Below are 17,789 nucleotides of genomic sequence, written 5' to 3' on the forward strand. Positions count from 1 at the left end.
TGCCCGCGTGTCCCCGCGAGCGTCTCGGTTCGCGATCGCTTGAGTCCGTTCGGGTCGGCTCATCGATTCCCCGTTCGAATTCGAGGTTCAAATAGCCCGTCGACCCATCGGTTCCATTCTATCGTACTTGTCATTGCCTCTGTTCAACGGACAATACAGTTAAGATTACGTAATAGAAGAATCCGGTATGGACGTCTTGATCGCGGGCGGCTCGGGATTCATCGGGCAGTCCCTGTGTCGCGTCCTGCTCGACCGCGGGCACGCGGTGACGGTCGCCTCGCGGACGCCCGACGCGGCCGGAGTACCGGCGGCCGTCGACACGGTCGCCGTCGACGTGACCGTCCCGGGGCTCGACGACGTCGTCGACGGCCGCGATGCCGTCGTCAATCTCGTCGCGCTCCCGTCGCACGTTCAGCCGCGAGGACGAAGCCACGAGGCGGTCCACTTCGACGGGACCCGTCACCTCGTGGCGGCGAGCGAGCGGGCCGGGGTCGACCGGTTCGTCCAACTGAGCGGGCTGGGCGTCGACTCGGGCGTCGAAACGGCCTACTTCCGGGCGAAGCGGCGGGCCGAACGCGTCGTCCGCGAGTCCGAGCTGGCGTGGGTGATCTACCGCCCATCGGTCGTCTTCGGCGACGGCTGTGCGTTTCTCCCGTTCGTCGAGCGACTGTCGCTGCCGCTGGTCACGCCGCTGCCGGGCGGCGACCGAACGCGGCTCCAGCCGATCTGGGTCGAGGATCTCGCGCCGCTGCTCGCGGACGGCGTCGAGGACGACCGTCACGTCGGCCGGTGCTACGAGATCGGCGGGCCCGAACGACTCACCCTCGCCGAAACGGTCCGGCGGATTCGCGGCGGGGGCGTCGTCGTGCCGATTCCGATGGGGCTCGCCGCGGTCGCGGCGATGATCGTCGATCCCCTCCCCTGGATTCCGTTCGGTCGCGACCAGTATCGCGTGCTGGGACTGGACAATACGATCGCGGACAACGACGTCACGGCGTTCGGGGTGTCGCCGGACTCGCTCCGGACGCTGTCGGCGTACCTCGCCGACGACCGCGGATAGCCACACGGAACTAATCGAACCATGAGACCGATACGTACCGGAGCCCGGCGAGTCGCAGCGTTCGCCCACCGACCGGAGGGTCCGCCGTGACCGGCCCGTTCGAGCGCGAGGTCGGCGACGCGTGGGAGACGCTCCACCCTCGCGTCCGCGACCGGTACGGGCTCGAGTCGGCCGAGGACCGCGAAGCGGTCGGCGTCGGCCGAATGCAGACCCTCGATCGGAGCCCCCTCGCAGCGCCGACGCTCCGGCTCGGTACGCTCGACGACTTCCTCTTTCCGGAGCGTGGGACCGACGTTCCGTTCACGATTATCACGGAGCCGTTCGTCGACGACGACGGAAACGAGGCGCTCGTCCTCCGCCGGCGCTTCAAGACCTCGCCGCCGCGGACGTTCGTGGACACGCTGCGGTGGAACCCCGATCGAGGCTGTCTCACCGACCTCTTCGGCAGGCACGGATACGTCGCCGCCGACGTCCATATCGACGCCGAGGACGGCGCGCTGGCACTCTCGATCGGCGCGCAGTGGCTCCGGGTCGGCGGTCGGTACCTCGAGTTTCCCTCTCCGCTCTCGGTCGACGGACGGCTTCGCGACTGGTACGACGACGATGACGGCCGGTTTCGGGTCTCGGCCGCGATCATCAACCCCCTCCTCGGCACTGTCTTCGAGTACGAGGGTACGTTCGAGAACGAGTTCCGACCGCGCGAGGCTGACACCGATACCGCGCCGCCGTCGGCCCTCGGCGGCGTCGACCTGCCGGGTGAAAATGCGTGACTGATCCCGAGATGACCGCCGCTCGAGCGTCGGGTCCGCCGACGGCTTCACACCCCTGCCCCCGATTCGCCGGTCGACGCGTCACCGATCTGAGCGCGGCGACCGGCGGGACTCTCTGGCTGGGTCTCGCCGCCGGGACGATCGGCGGGGCAGTTCCGCTCGCCCCTGTAGCGCTGTACGTGGCACTCGCCGCGCTCGTCGTCGTGCCGCTCGGTCTCGGCGCGGTCGAGACGCCTCGAGACGCGACGACTGCGACGGTCGCTTATCGGGCCGCCGCCGTCGGACAGGCCCCGGCCGCGCTGGCGCTCGTCGCCGCGCTCGCCGCGCCGCAGGGATCGCCGGTCGCGGTCGCGCTCGTCCTCCCGTGGCTCGGCGTCACCGGTGCGATCGCGCTGTGTGGGGTCGGTCGGCTCGCGGCCCGCGGCGGCGGTCCGCTGCCGGAACTCGCCGTCGACGCCGGACTGCTGTACGTGCCGATCGCCGCCGCGTTTCTCTGCCTGCACGCGGCCGGGATCAGCCTCCGGTTCGCACCGATAATCGTCCTCCTGACGGGCGTCCACTTCCACTACGCCGGATTCGCATTGCCGCTCGTCGTCGGCCTGACCGGTCGAATCCTGACGGGTACAGATGGAACGTTCCCGGCGACGATCGCGGGACGCGCGACGGCCGCGGCGACGGTCGTCATCGTCGCCGGTATCCTCCTGATCGCGATCGGCATCACCTTCTCACCACTGGTCGAGGTCGTCGCTGTCGTCGCCTTCACGGTCGCCGTCGTCGGGTTCGCGATCCGAATGCTCCGCGACGCCGTTCCCGCGGTCCCGCGACTGGCGGGACTGCTGCTCGCCGTCGCCGCGCTGTCGGTCTGCTGGACGATGGCGCTGGCGCTCGCCTTCGCGTCCGCCTCGCTTCCCGGGACGCCATCGCTCGTGACGATCCCCGAGATGATCCGCTGGCACGGGAGCGTCAACGCCTTCGGATTCGCGCTTCCCGCTCTGGTCGCGTTCCGGTTGCTCGAGGATTGATTCCGTCGAAATGAACAGGTCGGCGAATCCCCTTACGACTCGTGCGCCGAGATCGCCGCCACCGTCTCTCGAGCGAGCGCATCGAACGTCGCTTCCTCGGGAACCACGTCGACCTCGATCCCTCGCTCCGCCGCGGTTTCAGCCGTCGGCTCGCCGATGACGCCGACAGTGGCGTGCTCGAGTCCGTCGAGCGCTGCCTCCCGAATCCCGCGCTCGGCGGCGGCCTCGAGGAAGTGCTCGACCGTCAGCGACGAGGTGAAGCAGGCGGCGTCGAGTTCGCCCTCGGCGGCCAGCTCGGCCGACTCGCCGCTGTCGGCGGGCCGCACCAGTCGGTAGAGGATCGTCTCGTGGACGTACGCGCCCGCGCCCTCGAGCCCCTCGAGCAACACCGGGCTGCCGTGATCGCTGCGGGCGACCTCGACGCGCGCGCCGTCGACCCGACTTTCCAAGGCCGCGACCAGCCCGCTCGAGGTGAACTCCTCGGGGACGAGGTCGACGTCGTACCCCTCCGCGCGGAGCGCGTCGGCCGTCGCGGGGCCGATGGCACAGACGGTCTCGCCGTTCGGTTCCCAGCCCGCCGCGGAGACGAGTTCCGCGCCGGTCTTGCTCGTGAAGACGACGTAGTCGGCGTCTGTCCGCGGCGTCGCGTCGGTCGCCTCGACGGCGAGCATCGGGTCCGGGACCGGCTCGACGCCGAGATCCGCGAGTAGTTCCGCGGCTCGCTCGAGGCGGTCGTCGTCGGGGCGGAAGACGGCGACGGTGGGTGCGTCGCTCATTCGGTCACCCCTCGAGCCCGCCGTCGTTGTCGTCGGCCGCGCCGTAGTCGTTTCGGAGAAAGTCGACGACCGACTCGCGCGTGCCCGCGACGTCGCCGATCACCGTCACCGCGGGCGGCGAGATGTCTTCCTCGTCGCGGGCCTCGACGATCGTCTCGAGGGTGCCCGTCGCGACCTGCTGACCGGGCCAGGTGCCGCGTTCGACGAGCGCGACCGGCGTTTCGGGGGCCATCCCGGCCTCGAGCAGCGCTTTCGTGTAATCCGGGAGCCGACCGACGCCCATCAGGACGACGATGGTGCCGCCGGTCGCGGCCAGGGCGTCCCAGTCGACCGCCGACTCCTCCTTCGTGGGATCCTCGTGACCCGTGACGAACGAGACCGAGGAGGCGTGATCGCGGTGCGTGACCGGGATGCCGGCCACGGCTGGCGCGGCGATGGCCGAAGTGACCGCGGGGACGACCTCGAACGGCACCTCGCGGGCCGCGAGGTACTCCGCTTCCTCGCCGCCGCGGCCGAAGACGAAGGAGTCGCCGCCCTTGAGTCGGACGACGGACTTCCCCTCGCGGGCGAGTTCGACCAGTCGCTCGTTGATCTCGGACTGGGGCGTGCGCTCGCCGCCGGCGCGCTTGCCGACGTCCTCGCGGCGATCCTCGGGCAGCATCTCGATGATCTCCGGGCCGGGTAGCTTGTCGTGGAGGACGACGTCCGCGGCCTCGAGCAGCCGCTTTGCCTTGACGGTCAGGAGCTCGGGATCGCCGGGACCGCTGCCGACGAGGTAGACGGTGCCCGGATCGACGTCGATAGCGTTGTCTGACATTCGGTACTCGCTAGCTATTTCCCCTCGGGCTTATCTTCCGCGGAGACGCCCTCGTCGCCGTCGTCGCCGTCGGCCGCCTCGCGGGCCCGCTCGATCAGCTCCGCCGCGCCGCGGTCCGCGAGGTCCCGCGCGAACTCTCGGGCAGCGTCGGCGTGGGTCTCGACCGGCAGGTCCCGGCTGGCGGTCACCGACTCCTCGCCGTCGCGGTCGAAGACGCTGACGTTCGCGTGGACGTACTCGCCCTGGACGACCGCGTAGATGCCGATCGGCGCGATACAGCCGCCGCCGAGTTCCGCCAGGATCGTCCGCTCGACGGTCGTCTCGACGCGGCTCCGCGGGTGATCGATGTGCGTCTGAATGTCCCGAGCCGTCTCCCCGTCGGGCGCGGTCACCGCGAGCGCTCCCTGTCCCGGTGCGGGAACGAACGTCGACGTCGGCAGCTCCTGATAGTCGACGTAGTGGGCGAGCCCGCTGCGCTCGAGGCCCGCCTGCGCGAGGACGATCGCGTCGTACTCGGTCTCGATCTCGCGGCCGAGCGCGCCCTTCTCGAGTTCCGAGAGGTCGTCGAACCACTCGTCGGTGGTGCGGTCGAACTCGGCCTCGAAGTCTTCGTTCCCGGTGTTACCCTTGCGCTCTTTGTCCGCTTCCGTCCGCCGCTGGTGTTCCGCCTGCAGCGCGGGCGCGAGCAGTTTCTCGATGCGCGTGTCGACGTTCCCGCGCAGGGGCTCGACCGCGAGGTCGGCCCGCTCCGAGAGCAGTTGTGCGCGCCGGCGGAGGCTCGAGGTGCCGACGGTCGCGCCGTCGGACAGCTCCTCGAGCGTCGCGCCGTCGGGCGTGATGAGGACGTCCCCCGGCCGTCCCCGTTCGGGAACCGCGGCGGTCACGAGCTTCTCGGGTTGCTCGGTCGGCATGTCCTTCATCGAGTGGATCGCGGCGTCGAGGTCTCCCTCGAGAACCCGCTCGTCCAGTTCGCGGACGAACGCGCCGGTCTTCCCGAGTCGATGGATCAACTCGTCTCTGATCTGGTCCCCCGTCGTCTCGACGGTGACGAGTTCGACCTCGTACCGGCGTTCCTCCAAGGCCTCTTGTACCAGGGCGGCCTGTCGCCGGGCGAGTGCGGACCCCCTCGTCGCCAATCGCAGCGTCCCGCGCGTTCTCATAGGGAGCAGTCGGGTCCTCGAGTATGAAAAGCGCACGCTTGTCCGACGCGAGAGGAAAGCGCGCGCCACCTACATCGCGTAACTCTCCCAAGAACAGATACTCGCCGGTAGAGCGACCGATTCGAGTGGTAGTGGATTTGTGTGTCTTTCACACACAATATTTTCGCAAAACACGTTCGGGATACTATTTATATTACTTGAGGGGGGTAGATCCGATCGAATGGCAGACACCCTCTACGAGCGACTCGGTGGCGAAGACGCGATTACGGCCGTCGTCGACGAGTTCTACGACCGCGTCATGGCGGACGAACAGGTCGCGGGCTACTTCGACGACGTCGACATGCAGAAACAGCGCGCACATCAGGCGCAGTTCATCAGTTCGGTCACCGGCGGACCGGTCGAGTACGCCGGCGGGGAGATGGAAGCCGTTCACGCTGACATGGGCATCACCCCGTCGGACTTTCAGGCGATCGCGACCCACCTCGACGACGCGCTCGCGGCGTTCGACGTCGACGAAGCCGACCGCGAGGCGGTCCTCGAGGAGATCGCGAGCTATCAGGACGCGATCGTCACGGCCGCGGACTGACTCCTTTCGACCCTTCGGGTTCCGAGAGCGGGCCGGATTTCGGTGCCCGCCGTCGGTCGGCGGACGAGTTGCGGGGAGTGCTACGAACTCCCTTCCCCTAATCGCTGTCGCGAACCGGTTCGCCCCTTTTTCCAGATCGTAGGAACTCCCGGGTTATTTGAGGGTGAATTAGGGTCGAGTTACGCTCGTCATGCAGATATCCAGAAAGCAACTCGCCACGTTCCTCGCGGCGATCTTCGTCCTCAATCTCGTCGTCATGGGCGGCGGGGCGTGGCTCTCATACGAGAACGAACCGGAGATTCCGGAGACGATCGTCGGTCCGGACGGCGAAACGGTCGCCACGAGCGACGACGTCCAGTCCGGGAAGGCGGTCTTCCAGGAGAACGGCCTGATGAATCAGGGCTCGATGCTCGGCCGCGGTAGTTACTACGACGTCGACTACACGGCCGACGCCCTCGAGTTGAAGACAGAGTACATGCGCGACTATTACGCGCAAGAGGAGTACGACACGGCCTACGAGGACCTCGAGACGTCCGAACGGGCCGGCATCGACGAGACGGTCCGGCAGGAACTCCAGTCGAGTGAGTACACCGACGGCGAGCGGGTCGAGTACTCCGCGGCGGAAGCGTACGCCCACGAGCAGGTTCGGCAGGACTACGTCGAGACGTACCACGAGGGCGACCGCGAGCGCGGGGTTCAGGAGGGGCTGATTCCGACCGAGGAGGAGGCCGAGCAGTTCGCTGACTTCGCGCTGTGGACCGCCTGGATCTCCCACACCGACCGTCCGGGAACCGACGTCTCGTTCACGAACGACTTCCCGTACTCGCCGGCCGCGGGCAACGACGCCGGCGGGGCCGTGATGACCTGGAGCGTCATCGCGATGGTGTTGCTGGTCGCCGGCGCCGGGATCGCGATCTGGCTCTACCAGGCCGTCGAACTCCCCGAACCGGAGGCCGCGGGCGTCTCGATCCCCCATCCGAAGGAGATCGACCTCACCCCGAGTCAGCTACTGAGTACCAGATTTATCCTCATCGGGGCGCTGCTGTTCGTCCTCCAGACGTTCCTGGGCGGTCTGCTCGCCCACTACTACATCGAGCGCGACGGCTTCTTCGGCCTCAACGAGCTGATCGGCTTCGACATCCTCCAGTGGCTCCCGTGGACGATCGCCCGCACGTGGCACGTCGACCTGGGGGTCCTCTGGATCGCCACGATGTGGCTCGGCGCGGGCCTGTTCCTCGCGCCGCTGCTGACGGGCCACGAACCGCGCAAGCAGGCCCTCTACATCAAGGGCCTGATCGGTGCGCTGCTCGTCGTCGCCGTCGGCGGCCTCGCCGGTATCTGGCTCGGCATCAACAACGTCTTCGACGGCCAGCTCTGGTGGCTGCTGGGCAACGAGGGGCTGGAGTACGTCGAGATCGGTCGCGTCTGGCAGGCCGGGCTGCTGGTCGGCTTCCTCGGCTGGACCGCTCTCGTCGCGCGCGGTTTCAAGCCGCTGCTGGATCGCGAGCCCCGCTACGGGCTGGCCCACATGATCGTCTACGCGGGCGGCTCGATCGGTCTGCTGTTCATGGCCGGCTTCCTCTACACGCCCGAGACGAACTTCGTCATGACGGAGTTCTGGCGCTGGTGGGTCGTCCACATGTGGGTCGAGGGCGTCTTCGAGTTCTTCATCATCGTCGTCATCGCCCTGACGCTGGTCTCGATGAACCTCCTGACCAAGAAGTCCGCCGAGAAGGCCGTCATCTTCCAGGCCGCGCTGGTCATGGGCAGCGGCATCATCGGCGTCTCCCACCACTACTGGTGGGCCGGCCTCCCCGAGGTCTGGCTCCCCATCGGGAGCGTCTTCTCCACCCTCGAGTTCATCCCGCTGCTGTTCATCCTCTACGAGGCGCTGGGACAGTACCGCGCGATGGACACCGCCGGGAAGGACTTCCCCTACCGGATGGCCTTCTACTTCATCGTCGCCTCTTCCGTCTGGAACTTCTTCGGGGCCGGCGTCATCGGCTTCTTCATCAACCTGCCGGTGATCAGCTACTTCGAGAGCGGGACCTACCTGACGGTCGCCCACGCTCACGGCGCGATGTTCGGCGCCTTCGGGTTCCTCGCGATGGGGATGGCCGTCTACATCCTCCGGGTGACCACCCGCAACGCACACTGGTCCGACCGGCGGCTGCGCTGGTCGTTCTGGCTGTGCAACGTCGGCCTCGCGCTGATGTTGTTCCTGTCGCTGCTCCCCGTCGGCTTCCTCCAGCTCGAGGTCGCCTTCACCGAGGGGTACGCCGCCTCGCGCAGCCTCGAGTTCTACAACGGCGGACTGATCCAGACGCTGTTCTGGCTGCGCATGCCCGGTGACACGCTGTTGATCCTGGGTGCGGTCGTCTTCGCCTGGGACGTCACCGCGAAGCTGCTCTTCCAGCGGAAGGCGACCGCCGGAGAGACGACCGGTCACGTCATCGCCGACCGGATCTTCGGCGACCGCGACCCGGTCGAACCGGTTAGCGACGACGACTGACCCCCGATTCACGTTTCGGCTCGGCGCGGTGGACCGTCCGCGACGGGCCGGCCGGGGACGGTGGCCAGAAACGCTAACCGCGTCGACCGCCGTTAGCAGGGTATGCAATGGCCGGTGGACGCCAGTGGACACTTCGGAGACCGGATTCCGACGTATCTGATCGGGTTCGGAACGGGACTGTCGTTCGTGATACTCGCCGAAATCGGCCTCCTCTTCGCGTTCGATCCGGCACTCGTCTTCAACGGCGAGTTTCTGGTCGGGGTCGTCACGACGATTCCGTTTCTGATCGGGATCACGTACGCCGGCCACTGGCTCCGTTCGTCCCGGCTCTCGTCGGCCCGGTACCCGCGCATCGCGTGCTGGTGGCTCGGCGGTCTGTTCACCTTTCTCTCCGTCAACATCGCCCTCATGGCGGTCATTCCGACCGAATCGGGGGGCGTCATCGTTTCGTGGGGGCGGTGGGCCACGGCCTTCGGTGCCGGGACCGGGTTACTCATCGGGTGTATCGAAGGCCGTGCCATCGAACGCGCCCTGACCGCCGAACGCGCAGCCCTCCGGACGGAACACCTCGAGGAACAGCGCGATTACCTGGACTACCTCAACAGCATCCTCCGTCACGAGGTGTTGAACACCGCGACGATCATCGACGGCTACGCGTCGCGGGTGCTCGAGGAGGAGTCGGCGCTGGACGACCGCAGCCGGCAGTGGCTTGAGATCGTTATCGACCAGTCCGAGGAGATGTCGACGGTGATCGACGACGTCCGCGTGTTGCTCCGGACGACCGAGGGGAGCTACCGGCCCGAGTCCGTCGACGCCGCTCGCGTGCTGGCGGACGAGGTCCGAAAGCTCGAGACCGAGTGGGAGACGGTCGACGTGGAGACGTCGATCCCGGATCGCGTCTTCGTCCGCGCCGACGACCTCCTCGCCCGGATCTTCGGTAACCTCCTCTCGAACGCGGTCGAACATAACGACGCTGCGACGCCCCGCGTCTTGATCGCGGTCGAACCCGGCCCCGAGACCGTCCGGTTCGAAATCGCGGACAACGGACCCGGGATCCCCGAACCGGAGCGTGACGCTCTCTTCGACCGGGTCGAGAGCCGCGGGAGCACGCACGGACTGGGCCTCTATCTGGTCGATCGACTGGTCGCCCGCTACGACGGGACCGTCGAACTCACCGAAACCGGTCCCGAGGGAAGCCGCTTCGCGGTCGAACTCCCCGCGGCCTCGAGCGAACGGGACGAGAAACCGCCCGAAGACGCTGCGATGACAGCGCTCCTCGTGGAGTGAGACGGCGTCGTTCGTCGCCGTCTCTCGCGTTCACTGCGCTCGACTACAGCGCTTTCTTGTACGCCTCGAGCGTCTCCTCGACGTCTTCTTCAGTGTGGCCGTAGCTGACGAACTGGCACTCGAACTGGTTCTGCGAGAGGAAGACGTCCTGCTCTTTCATCTTCCCCCAGAAGATGCGTCGCCAGCGCTCGGTCTCGGCGTTCTTCACGTCCGCGGCGTTCTTCGGCGAGTAGTCGTAGCGCGGACAGGTCGGGTCCTGTCGGCAGCCGGCTGTGCACTGCTCCTCGAGCGAGTTCGGCCCCGGTCCCTCACGCGTGAAGATCACCTTGAACATGCTGTCGGTGCCGGTGACGGTGTAACTGGGGGCCTGATCGGCGACGATGTCGGTCAGCCCGCTCCGGAGCCGGTCGCCCAGCCCGTTGACGTGGTCGTAGACGTCGTTCTCCGCGGCGAACTGCAGGGTCTCGAGGCCGGCGGCCATCGTGACCGGGTGACCCGAGAAGGTACCGGCCTGGAAGACGTCGCCGGAGGGCGTGAAGTGCTCGATAATCTCCGCGCGGCCGCCGATCGCGCCGACGGGGAAGCCGCCGCCGATGATCTTTCCGAAGGTCGTCAGGTCCGGCGTGACGCCGAACTCGCTCTGGGCGCAGCCGAGGCCGCCGACGCGGAAGCCGGTGATCACTTCGTCGAAGATCAGCAGGGAGCCGTGCTCGTCGGTGATCTCCCGGAGGAACTCGTGATAGCCCTCTTCGGGGTAGACGATGCCGTAGTTGCCCAGAATGGGCTCGGTGAGGACGGCCGCGATGTCGTCGCCGTGTTCCTCGAAGACCTCGCGCATGGCGTCCTCGTCGTTGAACGGCACCGGAAGCGTGTGCTCGGAGAACGACTGCGGAATTCCCGCGGAGGACGGTTTCGGGTTCTCGGCGTCGCCCTCGACCAGCGTCGACTCCTGGGCACCGTGGTAGCCGCCCTGCATGACGACGATCTTGTTTCGTCCGGTGTACCCCCGCGCGAGTCGCACGGCCGAGGTGGTGGCTTCGGTCCCGGAGTTGACGAAGCGGATCTTCTCGACGCTGGGGACGTGGCGGACGACGAACTCCGCGAGGTCGACCTCGACCGGCGTGGGCGTCCCGTACATCGGGCCCTCGCTGGCCTTCTGCTGGATGGCGGCCTGAACCGGTTCGGGGAGGTCGTGACCCAACAGCAGCGGGCCGAGTCCCATCACCCAGTCGATGTAGCGGTTCCCGTCGGCGTCGATGACGTGGCCGCCCTCACCCTTCCGGACGAAGAACGGATACGGTTCGATCGCCGCGCGGACCGCCGAATTGACGCCGCCGGGCATCACCGACAGCGCCCGGTCGTACAGCTCGCGTGAGTTGTCCTCGGTCATGCGCGGTCTTTCGCATTCGGACGGCAAAGTAGTACCGAGGTTCGGCTCCGAATCGCCGGCCGAAACGCCGAACGTGTACGCGTCGGGCTCGAGAGTCGCCACGTCGGACCCGGTCACGCGACGCTCGTCGGTCCTGATCGCTCGAGAAAACGGAAAAACGGACGGAACCGCATCGAATCCAGTACAGCGTCTCCGATCGAAACCACAGCGGACTGCACTGGGCGTCGGCCGCGGGCCGGTCGGGCCCGGCCGACGTGACGCCCCGTTCGGGGAGGCGTCGAATCGCCGATTCGTGTTGCCAGAGGCCGTCGTGGAACGCGGGCCGCGTGAGTCATCTCACGTCGCGGTCCGTCGGCGGGCGGACCGCGATCGGTCGGCCGCGCGACCCGAACTTAGACGGCATCAGGACCGGTCTTGCCGGTGCGGATCTGCGTCGCGCCCTCGACGGGTAGGACGAAGATCTTGCCGTCGCCGGGCTCGCCGGTTTCGGCACCCTCGCGGATGGCATCGACGACCTCCTGGGCCGGGATATCCGCGACGACGCACTCGATCTTGACCTTCTGGTGGAGATCGACCGTGTACTCCTCGCCGCGCCACTGGCCCTTCTTCGCGGGCTGGGAGCCGCGGCCGGAGACGTTGGTGACGGTCAGCGACGGCGCGCCGGCTTCGGCCAGCGACTGCTTGATCGCGCCGAGACGGTCGGGGCGGACGATCGCCATGACCATCTTGATCTGGCCGTCGTTCGGCTCGCCGCCGTCAGCGCGGATGATCTCGTCGCCGCCGTCGGTGGCGACGTCGGGCTGACCGAACTCGGGGTAGGTGTCGACGCCGTGTTCGGAGACGTCGAGCCCGTCGCGCTCGTGTTCCGGCGAGACGCGGGCCTGACCGGCGGCTTTGAACGCGTACCAGATGACGGCGGTCGCGACGACCGTCCAGGCGGTGATGACGACGACGCCAATGAACTGGGTGATGAAGGCGTTCGCGATGTTATCGACGACGCCCGGGGCGGCGACGAAGGGGAACAGCAGCGTTCCGAGGACCCCGGCTGACCCGTGAACGGGGAACACCGCACACACGTCGTCGATCTTCAGGTACTGCTCGACGAACTCGAAGACGATCGGCAGCTGTGCGCCAGCGAGGCCGCCGACGACGAACGCTCCCCACCACGCGGTCGTTTCGGGAATCGCGGTGATGCCGACCAGACCGGCCAGCAGGCCGTTCGCGACGTACAGCGTGTCGACCTTCCCGGTCTTGAGCCACGCGACGAGTCCGGCACCCATCGCACCGCAGGCCATCGAGACCGTCGTGGTCATGGCGACGCGACCGAGCTGATCGCCGAGGTAGACGCCCTCATCGAAGATGGCCGAGGTACCGACGTTGAAGCCGTACCAGCCGAAGGCGAGGACCAGCGTGCCGAGCACTGCGAACGTCAGCGAGTGACCGGGGATGACGTTCGCGCTCCCGTCGCTGTTGTACCGGTCCATGCGCGGGCCGAGCACCCACGCCGCGGTGAGACCGGCGATGCCACCCATCCCGTGGACGATCATGCCGCCCGCGAAGTCCTGGAACAGGACGCCGCTGTACGCGATGTGCTCGCCGGCCCACGTCAGTCCGGTGACGACGGGGTAGATGACCGCGGCCAGCAGGAACGTGTAAGCGACGTACGCACGGAGCTTCGCGCGACCGGCGACGGCCCCCGAAACGATCGTCGCCGCGGTCATGGCGAAGACCGCACCGTAGAGCCAGCCGATCCAGCTACTTGCGTCTCCCATGAACGCGGGTTCGAAGCTCCCACCGGCGACGACGCTCTCGACGCCGACGCCGATGAGGAAGAATACCGTTACACCGACGCTCCAGGTCAGCAGATTCTTCGTCAGTTGGTTCGCGACGTTCTTCGAGCGCACCTGCCCCGCCTCGAGCATGGCGAAGCCGGCGTGCATGAAGAAGATGAGGAACGTGACGACCAGAATCCACGTGTTATTGATCGCCGTCGTCAGCATCTCGGTGTCGGCCTGCAAGAGCGTCGGCTCCATCAGGCATCCACCTCGAGTTCCCATCCACTGTCACACCCATCGACCGTACGATCGTCCTCTTCTAGTGCAATCTCGTTCATGTTCGTCCTCCTAATCACGTTAGAGTCCGTTGTACTTGTATCATTTAAGGGTTAGCCTTTACGATCGAACAAAATTGTGGGCGTAATAGGGTCATCCGTTCAAAGCTAAATCAGGTATAATGTGTATAAGGGTATTGGAAATCACGTCTTTTTCGAGCAACGGTTATATTCTACGCGTTTGTCAACCACTACTGAGCGACGAACCCGTTCGGAACCGGGATAATTACCTCGAAAGCGGACCCAGTATGGGGCTTATCGATCCATATTTGCTCGCGCGCGGCAGATATTGCCCGTCCGCCGTTCGGGGGCGAGCTGATATTGACATTCGTCTAATCGTCCGTCCGGCGCGCGAGAAAGTGGTCGGTTTGGGCGAATCGATCACACGACGAAGCGATCTCGGTTGCCGGCGACCCTACAGTCGTTCCGCGACGTCTTCGGCGAAGTAGGTCAGAATCAGGTCCGCGCCCGCCCGTTTGATCGACAGCAGCGATTCCGTCGCGACTTCCTCGAGATCGAGCCATCCCTTCTCGGCGGCGGCGTGGAGCATCGCGTACTCGCCGGAGACGTTGTAGGCGGCGACGGGGTGGTCGAACTCGCGGCGGACGTTGCTGATGATGTCGAGATAGGGGAGCGCGGGTTTGACCATCATCACGTCCGCGCCCTGGTCGGCGTCCAGCCGGACCTCTCGCATTGCTTCGCGCGAATTCGCGGGGTCCATCTGGTAGTGTCGGCGATTGCCAAAGGACGGCGCGCCGTCGGCGGCGTCCCGGAAGGGTCCGTAGAACGCGCTCTCGTACTTGGCAGCGTAGCTCATGATCGGGACGTGTTCGAACCCCTCGCCGTCGAGCGCCTCGCGGATGACCCCGACCATGCCGTCCATCATCCCGCTCGGAGCTACCATGTCCGCGCCCGCACGGGCGTGTGAGATGACGATCCGCTCGAGCGCCTCGAGCGTCGCGTCGTTGTCGACGGTCATCGTGGGCTCGCACGCGGGGCCGCTCTCGTCGACGACGTCCTCGCTGCGCAGTTCCTCCTCGAGCGGGCCGCAGTGGCCGTGGTCGGTGTACTCGCAGAGACAGACGTCGGTGATGACGTAGGCGTCCGTCTGGCTCGTGATTCGACGAAGCGCCTCCTGAATGACGCCGTCCTCGGCCCAGGCGCGGCTCCCCTCGGGATCCTTCGATTCGGGAATACCGAAGAGCATGACCGCCTCGACGCCCGTCTCGAGGACCTCCTCGACGCGGGCGACGATTCCGTCGATCGGCACGCGGTCGTGGCCGGGCATCGACTCGATCGGAATTCGTTCGTCGGTCGTCGCGTCGACGAACACCGGCGCGATGAGGTCCGCCGGCTCGAGGCTCGTCTCGCTGACGAGGCCGCGAACCCGGTCCTGTCGGAGCCGCCGGGGGCGATGGGTGAGATCCATGTGTCCTCCTATAGACGGACGGGTCAAAAACGGCGCGCTCTCACGAGTGACGCGAGGCTCGGCAATCCCGCCGGACGGCGTCGCTGATCGCACGACTGACCCTGTGGCAGTCGTCGGCGATGTCCGTGACCTCGCCGGCGTGCAGGCAGCCCGTGTCGCGACTCGCGTGTTCGCGGATCTCTTCGTCTCGAGGCGAGTTCGCGGCCGCCGATCGGGTCTCGTCCGTCTTCTCTCCCGTATCGCCTCCCTCTGTCCACTTTGCTCCGTCGGTGCCTCGAGTCGTCGGTTGTCTCCGTTTCTCGATCGACTCGAGGCGCTGACTGCCGGTAGCAGTGCTCTCATCCGTCGGGATCGATGACGGAGAAGTGGATTTCCGCCCCGACTGGCGAGTGACGATACCGATGACGACGGGACTACTCGAGGTCGATTAATGCGCTGGCGATACGAGGAGACGGTGCTGGCGATGTGTACGCTCGCCTTTCTGGCGACGATGGCCGGCAGGCTGGTGATCAGCCCGGTCGTACCCCGGATTACGGCCGAGTTCGGTGTCTCGAACTCGGTGATCGGGCTCGCGCTGACGGGGATGTGGATGGCGTATTTCCTGTCGCAGTTCCCCAGCGGCGTCTTCGCCGACAGGTACGGCGAGCGCCGCGTAATCCTGGTCGCCGTCGGTGGGACGGCGGTCGCGAGCGCCTTCCTCGCCGTCGCGCCGCTGTTCCCCGTCTTCGTCGTCGCGACCGTCGCGCTCGGGGCCGTCGCGGGCCTCCACTACAGCGTCGCGACGTCGCTGCTGACCCGAACGTACGACGAGATCGGGGCCGCGATCGGGGTGCACAACAGTGGCGGTCCGATCGCGGGACTCGTCGCGCCGCCGCTCGCCGCCTGGATCGCCGTCCAGTACGGATGGCGGGCTGCCATCGCCGTGGGGACCGTCGTTGCCGTCCCGATATTCGTCCTGTTCGCCCGGTCGGTCCGGCCGACCGAGCCCCAGCGCCCTAACCAGCCGATGGCCGAGCGATTCGAACTCGAGCCGCTGGTCGAACTGCTCTCGCGGCCGAAAATCGCGTTCACGTGCGTCCTCGCCATTCTGGGCGACTTCGTCTGGCAGGCGACGTCCTCGTTCCTGCCGACGTTCCTCGTCGCCTACCGCGGCCAGCCCGAGACGACGGCGAGTCTCGTCTTCGGGGGCTACTTCGTCGTCCAGGGAATCACGCAGGTCGGCGTCGGTGCGGCCTCCGATCGCTACGGTCGCGAGGTCACGACCGCGGCCTGTATGGCGCTCTCCGTCGCCGGATTCGGGCTGTTCGTCGCCGTTCCGGGAATCGCCGCCGTCGCGGTCGGCGCCGTGCTCCTCGGGATCGGTCTCGGCTGGGGCGCAGCGCTCTTGCCGCGGTTCATGGACGAACTCTCCGCCGCCGAACGCAGCGCCGGATTCGGGCTCGTTCGCACCGTCTACGGCTTCGTCGGCGCACTCGGTTCGGTCGTCACCGGGATCCTTGCCGATCTCTTCGGGTGGGGCGTCTCCTTCGGCTTCCTCGCCGCGTTGCTCGCCCTCGTCTTCGTCGCGCTGGCCGTCAACCGGCTGTTCTCGCTCGGCTACTGACCGAACCGTCCGCTCGCTCTTCTCGAGACGATACCCGACGGCCGAGCCGGCTGTTGTCACGGCTGGAGCACGCGGCCGTTGTTTCCCGTCGAACTCACGGTCTACTTATATATCGAACGGGAGAAAAACGCCCATGGAAGCGCAAGCACGACGGAAGGGCGCGGCACGGTGTACGGACTGTGGCAGAGCGCTAGCGGTCTGGGTCTCGGAGGAGGACGTCCGACCGATCGGAAGCGCCGACGGCTGTCCCTGTGGCGGGACCTCCTTTCGGATCTTCTCCTAGCCAGCATATAACGGCGTGGCGCGAGAAAGCCGCGTTCTTTCCCGATTTCGGCGTGTGAACCAACCGTGCCAGACGCCGAGGAAGCGGTCACAACCCTCGAGGAACTGGGTCTGACCGAATACGAGGCTCGATGTTTCGTGGCGCTCGTCCGCATCTCGAAGGGGACCGCCAAGGAGATCAGTCAAGTCGCGGATATCCCCCGGTCGCGGGTCTACGACACGATCGAGCGACTCGACCGGAAGGGGCTCGTCAGCGTCCAGCAGACCGAACCCCGCCAGTACAAGGCCGTCCCGGTCGACACGGCGTGTCGGCGAATTCGCGAGGACTACGACTCGCGGATCAACGCCGCCGAGAACGCCCTCGGCCAGCTCGAGGAGCCCGACTCGCGGGACGACGAGGGGATGTGGGCGATCACGCAGAAGGAACACGTCACCGAACGCGTCACCCTCTTCCTCGAGGAAGCCGAGGATATCGTCCATTACCTCATCCCGGCGACTGAGGTCGTCGAGCAGCGGATCCTCGACGGCCTCCAATCGGCCGCCGACCGCGGCGTCAGAGTATACATCGAAGTCCCGACCGAGGACGCCCGCGAGACGTTCGCGGAGGCGGTCCCCGACGCGGACGTCGTCGTCGCGTCCGACCTCGAGACGACCAACAACGTCCATCAGGAGTGGCCGGCGCAGTTGCTCATGGCCGATCAGGAAGCGATCGTCGCGGCCGGGATCAAGGAGAGCGACCTCCCCAACGTGGTCAACGAGATGGCGGTCTGGACCTACGGCCGCGATCACGGCTTCGCCGTCTGGATCCGCGAGTTGCTCGACGACCGCCTCGCGGAACGCGACGAGGATCGAACGACGGGCGAGTGAGGCGACTCGAGTCGCCGTCACACGGCTCGCACCCCGTCAACTGCCGCGCTCCGCCGATCTCGCCGAGAGAGGGGCTGCAGCGAGTACGCACTTTTAAGTACGCGTCTCTCATTTAATC

Annotated in this window: 15 protein-coding genes; 9 read left to right on the forward strand and 6 right to left on the reverse strand. The window is 66.8% G+C overall.

Annotated elements, in window-relative coordinates; genetic code table 11:
• Window positions 1-187 precede the first annotated feature (187 nt).
• From LDH66_RS17010 to LDH66_RS17020, 3 genes are all read left to right on the forward strand, one after another.
• On the forward strand, window positions 188-1,060 hold the full coding sequence (locus LDH66_RS17010) for an NAD(P)H-binding protein (protein ID WP_226482277.1): 873 nt from the start codon (window positions 188-190) through the stop codon (window positions 1,058-1,060).
• Between the two features lie 86 nt (window positions 1,061-1,146).
• Window positions 1,147-1,830 (forward strand): DUF4166 domain-containing protein, encoded by a 684-nt coding sequence (locus LDH66_RS17015; RefSeq protein WP_226482278.1) that lies wholly within the window; start codon window positions 1,147-1,149, stop codon window positions 1,828-1,830.
• Window positions 1,827-2,852: a YndJ family transporter gene (locus LDH66_RS17020; protein WP_226482279.1), complete on the forward strand. Its 1,026-nt coding sequence runs from the start codon at window positions 1,827-1,829 to the stop codon at window positions 2,850-2,852. The genes LDH66_RS17015 and LDH66_RS17020 overlap by 4 nt, the downstream gene beginning before the upstream one ends.
• Before the next feature lie 32 nt (window positions 2,853-2,884).
• On the opposite strand, the gene LDH66_RS17025 is transcribed toward LDH66_RS17020, so the two are convergent.
• The 3 genes from LDH66_RS17025 to hemC are packed head-to-tail and all read right to left on the reverse strand — an operon-like array spanning window position 2,885 to window position 5,605.
• Window positions 2,885-3,628 (reverse strand): uroporphyrinogen-III synthase, encoded by a 744-nt coding sequence (locus LDH66_RS17025; protein WP_226482280.1) that lies wholly within the window; start codon window positions 3,626-3,628, stop codon window positions 2,885-2,887.
• Window positions 3,629-3,632: 4 nt separating this feature from the next.
• The gene (gene cobA, locus LDH66_RS17030; RefSeq protein WP_226482281.1) at window positions 3,633-4,445 is read right to left on the reverse strand and encodes a uroporphyrinogen-III C-methyltransferase; all 813 of its coding nucleotides are present in this window, start codon (window positions 4,443-4,445) and stop codon (window positions 3,633-3,635) included.
• Window positions 4,446-4,459: 14 nt separating this feature from the next.
• Window positions 4,460-5,605: a hydroxymethylbilane synthase gene (gene hemC / locus LDH66_RS17035; protein WP_226482282.1), complete on the reverse strand. Its 1,146-nt coding sequence runs from the start codon at window positions 5,603-5,605 to the stop codon at window positions 4,460-4,462.
• A gap of 220 nt (window positions 5,606-5,825) precedes the next feature.
• Between hemC and LDH66_RS17040 the strand changes: the two genes are divergently transcribed.
• The 3 genes from LDH66_RS17040 to LDH66_RS23310 all read left to right on the forward strand — a co-directional run bounded on the left by LDH66_RS17040 (window position 5,826) and on the right by LDH66_RS23310 (window position 9,990).
• Window positions 5,826-6,191, forward strand: a complete 366-nt coding sequence (locus tag LDH66_RS17040; RefSeq protein ID WP_226482283.1) for a group I truncated hemoglobin — start codon at window positions 5,826-5,828, stop codon at window positions 6,189-6,191.
• 190 nt (window positions 6,192-6,381) lie between these two features.
• Window positions 6,382-8,703 (forward strand): nitric-oxide reductase large subunit, encoded by a 2,322-nt coding sequence (locus LDH66_RS17045; RefSeq protein ID WP_226482284.1) that lies wholly within the window; start codon window positions 6,382-6,384, stop codon window positions 8,701-8,703.
• Between the two features lie 738 nt (window positions 8,704-9,441).
• Window positions 9,442-9,990: a sensor histidine kinase gene (locus LDH66_RS23310; protein ID WP_425492968.1), complete on the forward strand. Its 549-nt coding sequence runs from the start codon at window positions 9,442-9,444 to the stop codon at window positions 9,988-9,990.
• A 43-nt stretch (window positions 9,991-10,033) separates the two neighbouring features.
• Here LDH66_RS23310 and hemL read toward each other — a convergent pair whose 3' ends face one another.
• The 3 genes from hemL to hemB form a co-directional block, all read right to left on the reverse strand.
• Complete coding sequence (gene hemL, locus LDH66_RS17055) at window positions 10,034-11,380, reverse strand: glutamate-1-semialdehyde 2,1-aminomutase (protein ID WP_226482286.1); 1,347 nt, start codon at window positions 11,378-11,380, stop codon at window positions 10,034-10,036.
• A gap of 392 nt (window positions 11,381-11,772) precedes the next feature.
• Window positions 11,773-13,413 carry an ammonium transporter gene (locus tag LDH66_RS17060; RefSeq protein WP_226482287.1) on the reverse strand — a complete coding sequence of 547 codons (1,641 nt, stop codon included), beginning with the start codon at window positions 13,411-13,413 and terminating at the stop codon, window positions 11,773-11,775.
• Window positions 13,414-13,905: 492 nt separating this feature from the next.
• Complete coding sequence (gene hemB / locus LDH66_RS17065; protein WP_226482288.1) at window positions 13,906-14,919, reverse strand: porphobilinogen synthase; 1,014 nt, start codon at window positions 14,917-14,919, stop codon at window positions 13,906-13,908.
• A 430-nt stretch (window positions 14,920-15,349) separates the two neighbouring features.
• Between hemB and LDH66_RS17070 the strand changes: the two genes are divergently transcribed.
• From LDH66_RS17070 to LDH66_RS17080, 3 genes are all read left to right on the forward strand, one after another.
• Complete coding sequence (locus LDH66_RS17070) at window positions 15,350-16,522, forward strand: MFS transporter (protein ID WP_226482289.1); 1,173 nt, start codon at window positions 15,350-15,352, stop codon at window positions 16,520-16,522.
• Window positions 16,523-16,655: 133 nt separating this feature from the next.
• Window positions 16,656-16,805 (forward strand): hypothetical protein, encoded by a 150-nt coding sequence (locus tag LDH66_RS17075; protein WP_226482290.1) that lies wholly within the window; start codon window positions 16,656-16,658, stop codon window positions 16,803-16,805.
• Between the two features lie 65 nt (window positions 16,806-16,870).
• Window positions 16,871-17,671, forward strand: coding sequence for a TrmB family transcriptional regulator (locus tag LDH66_RS17080; RefSeq protein ID WP_226482291.1), 801 nt, complete (start codon window positions 16,871-16,873; stop codon window positions 17,669-17,671).
• Window positions 17,672-17,789 lie beyond the last annotated feature (118 nt).

The organism is Natrinema amylolyticum, from assembly GCF_020515625.1.
In the GTDB taxonomy this organism is placed as follows: domain Archaea; phylum Halobacteriota; class Halobacteria; order Halobacteriales; family Natrialbaceae; genus Natrinema; species Natrinema amylolyticum.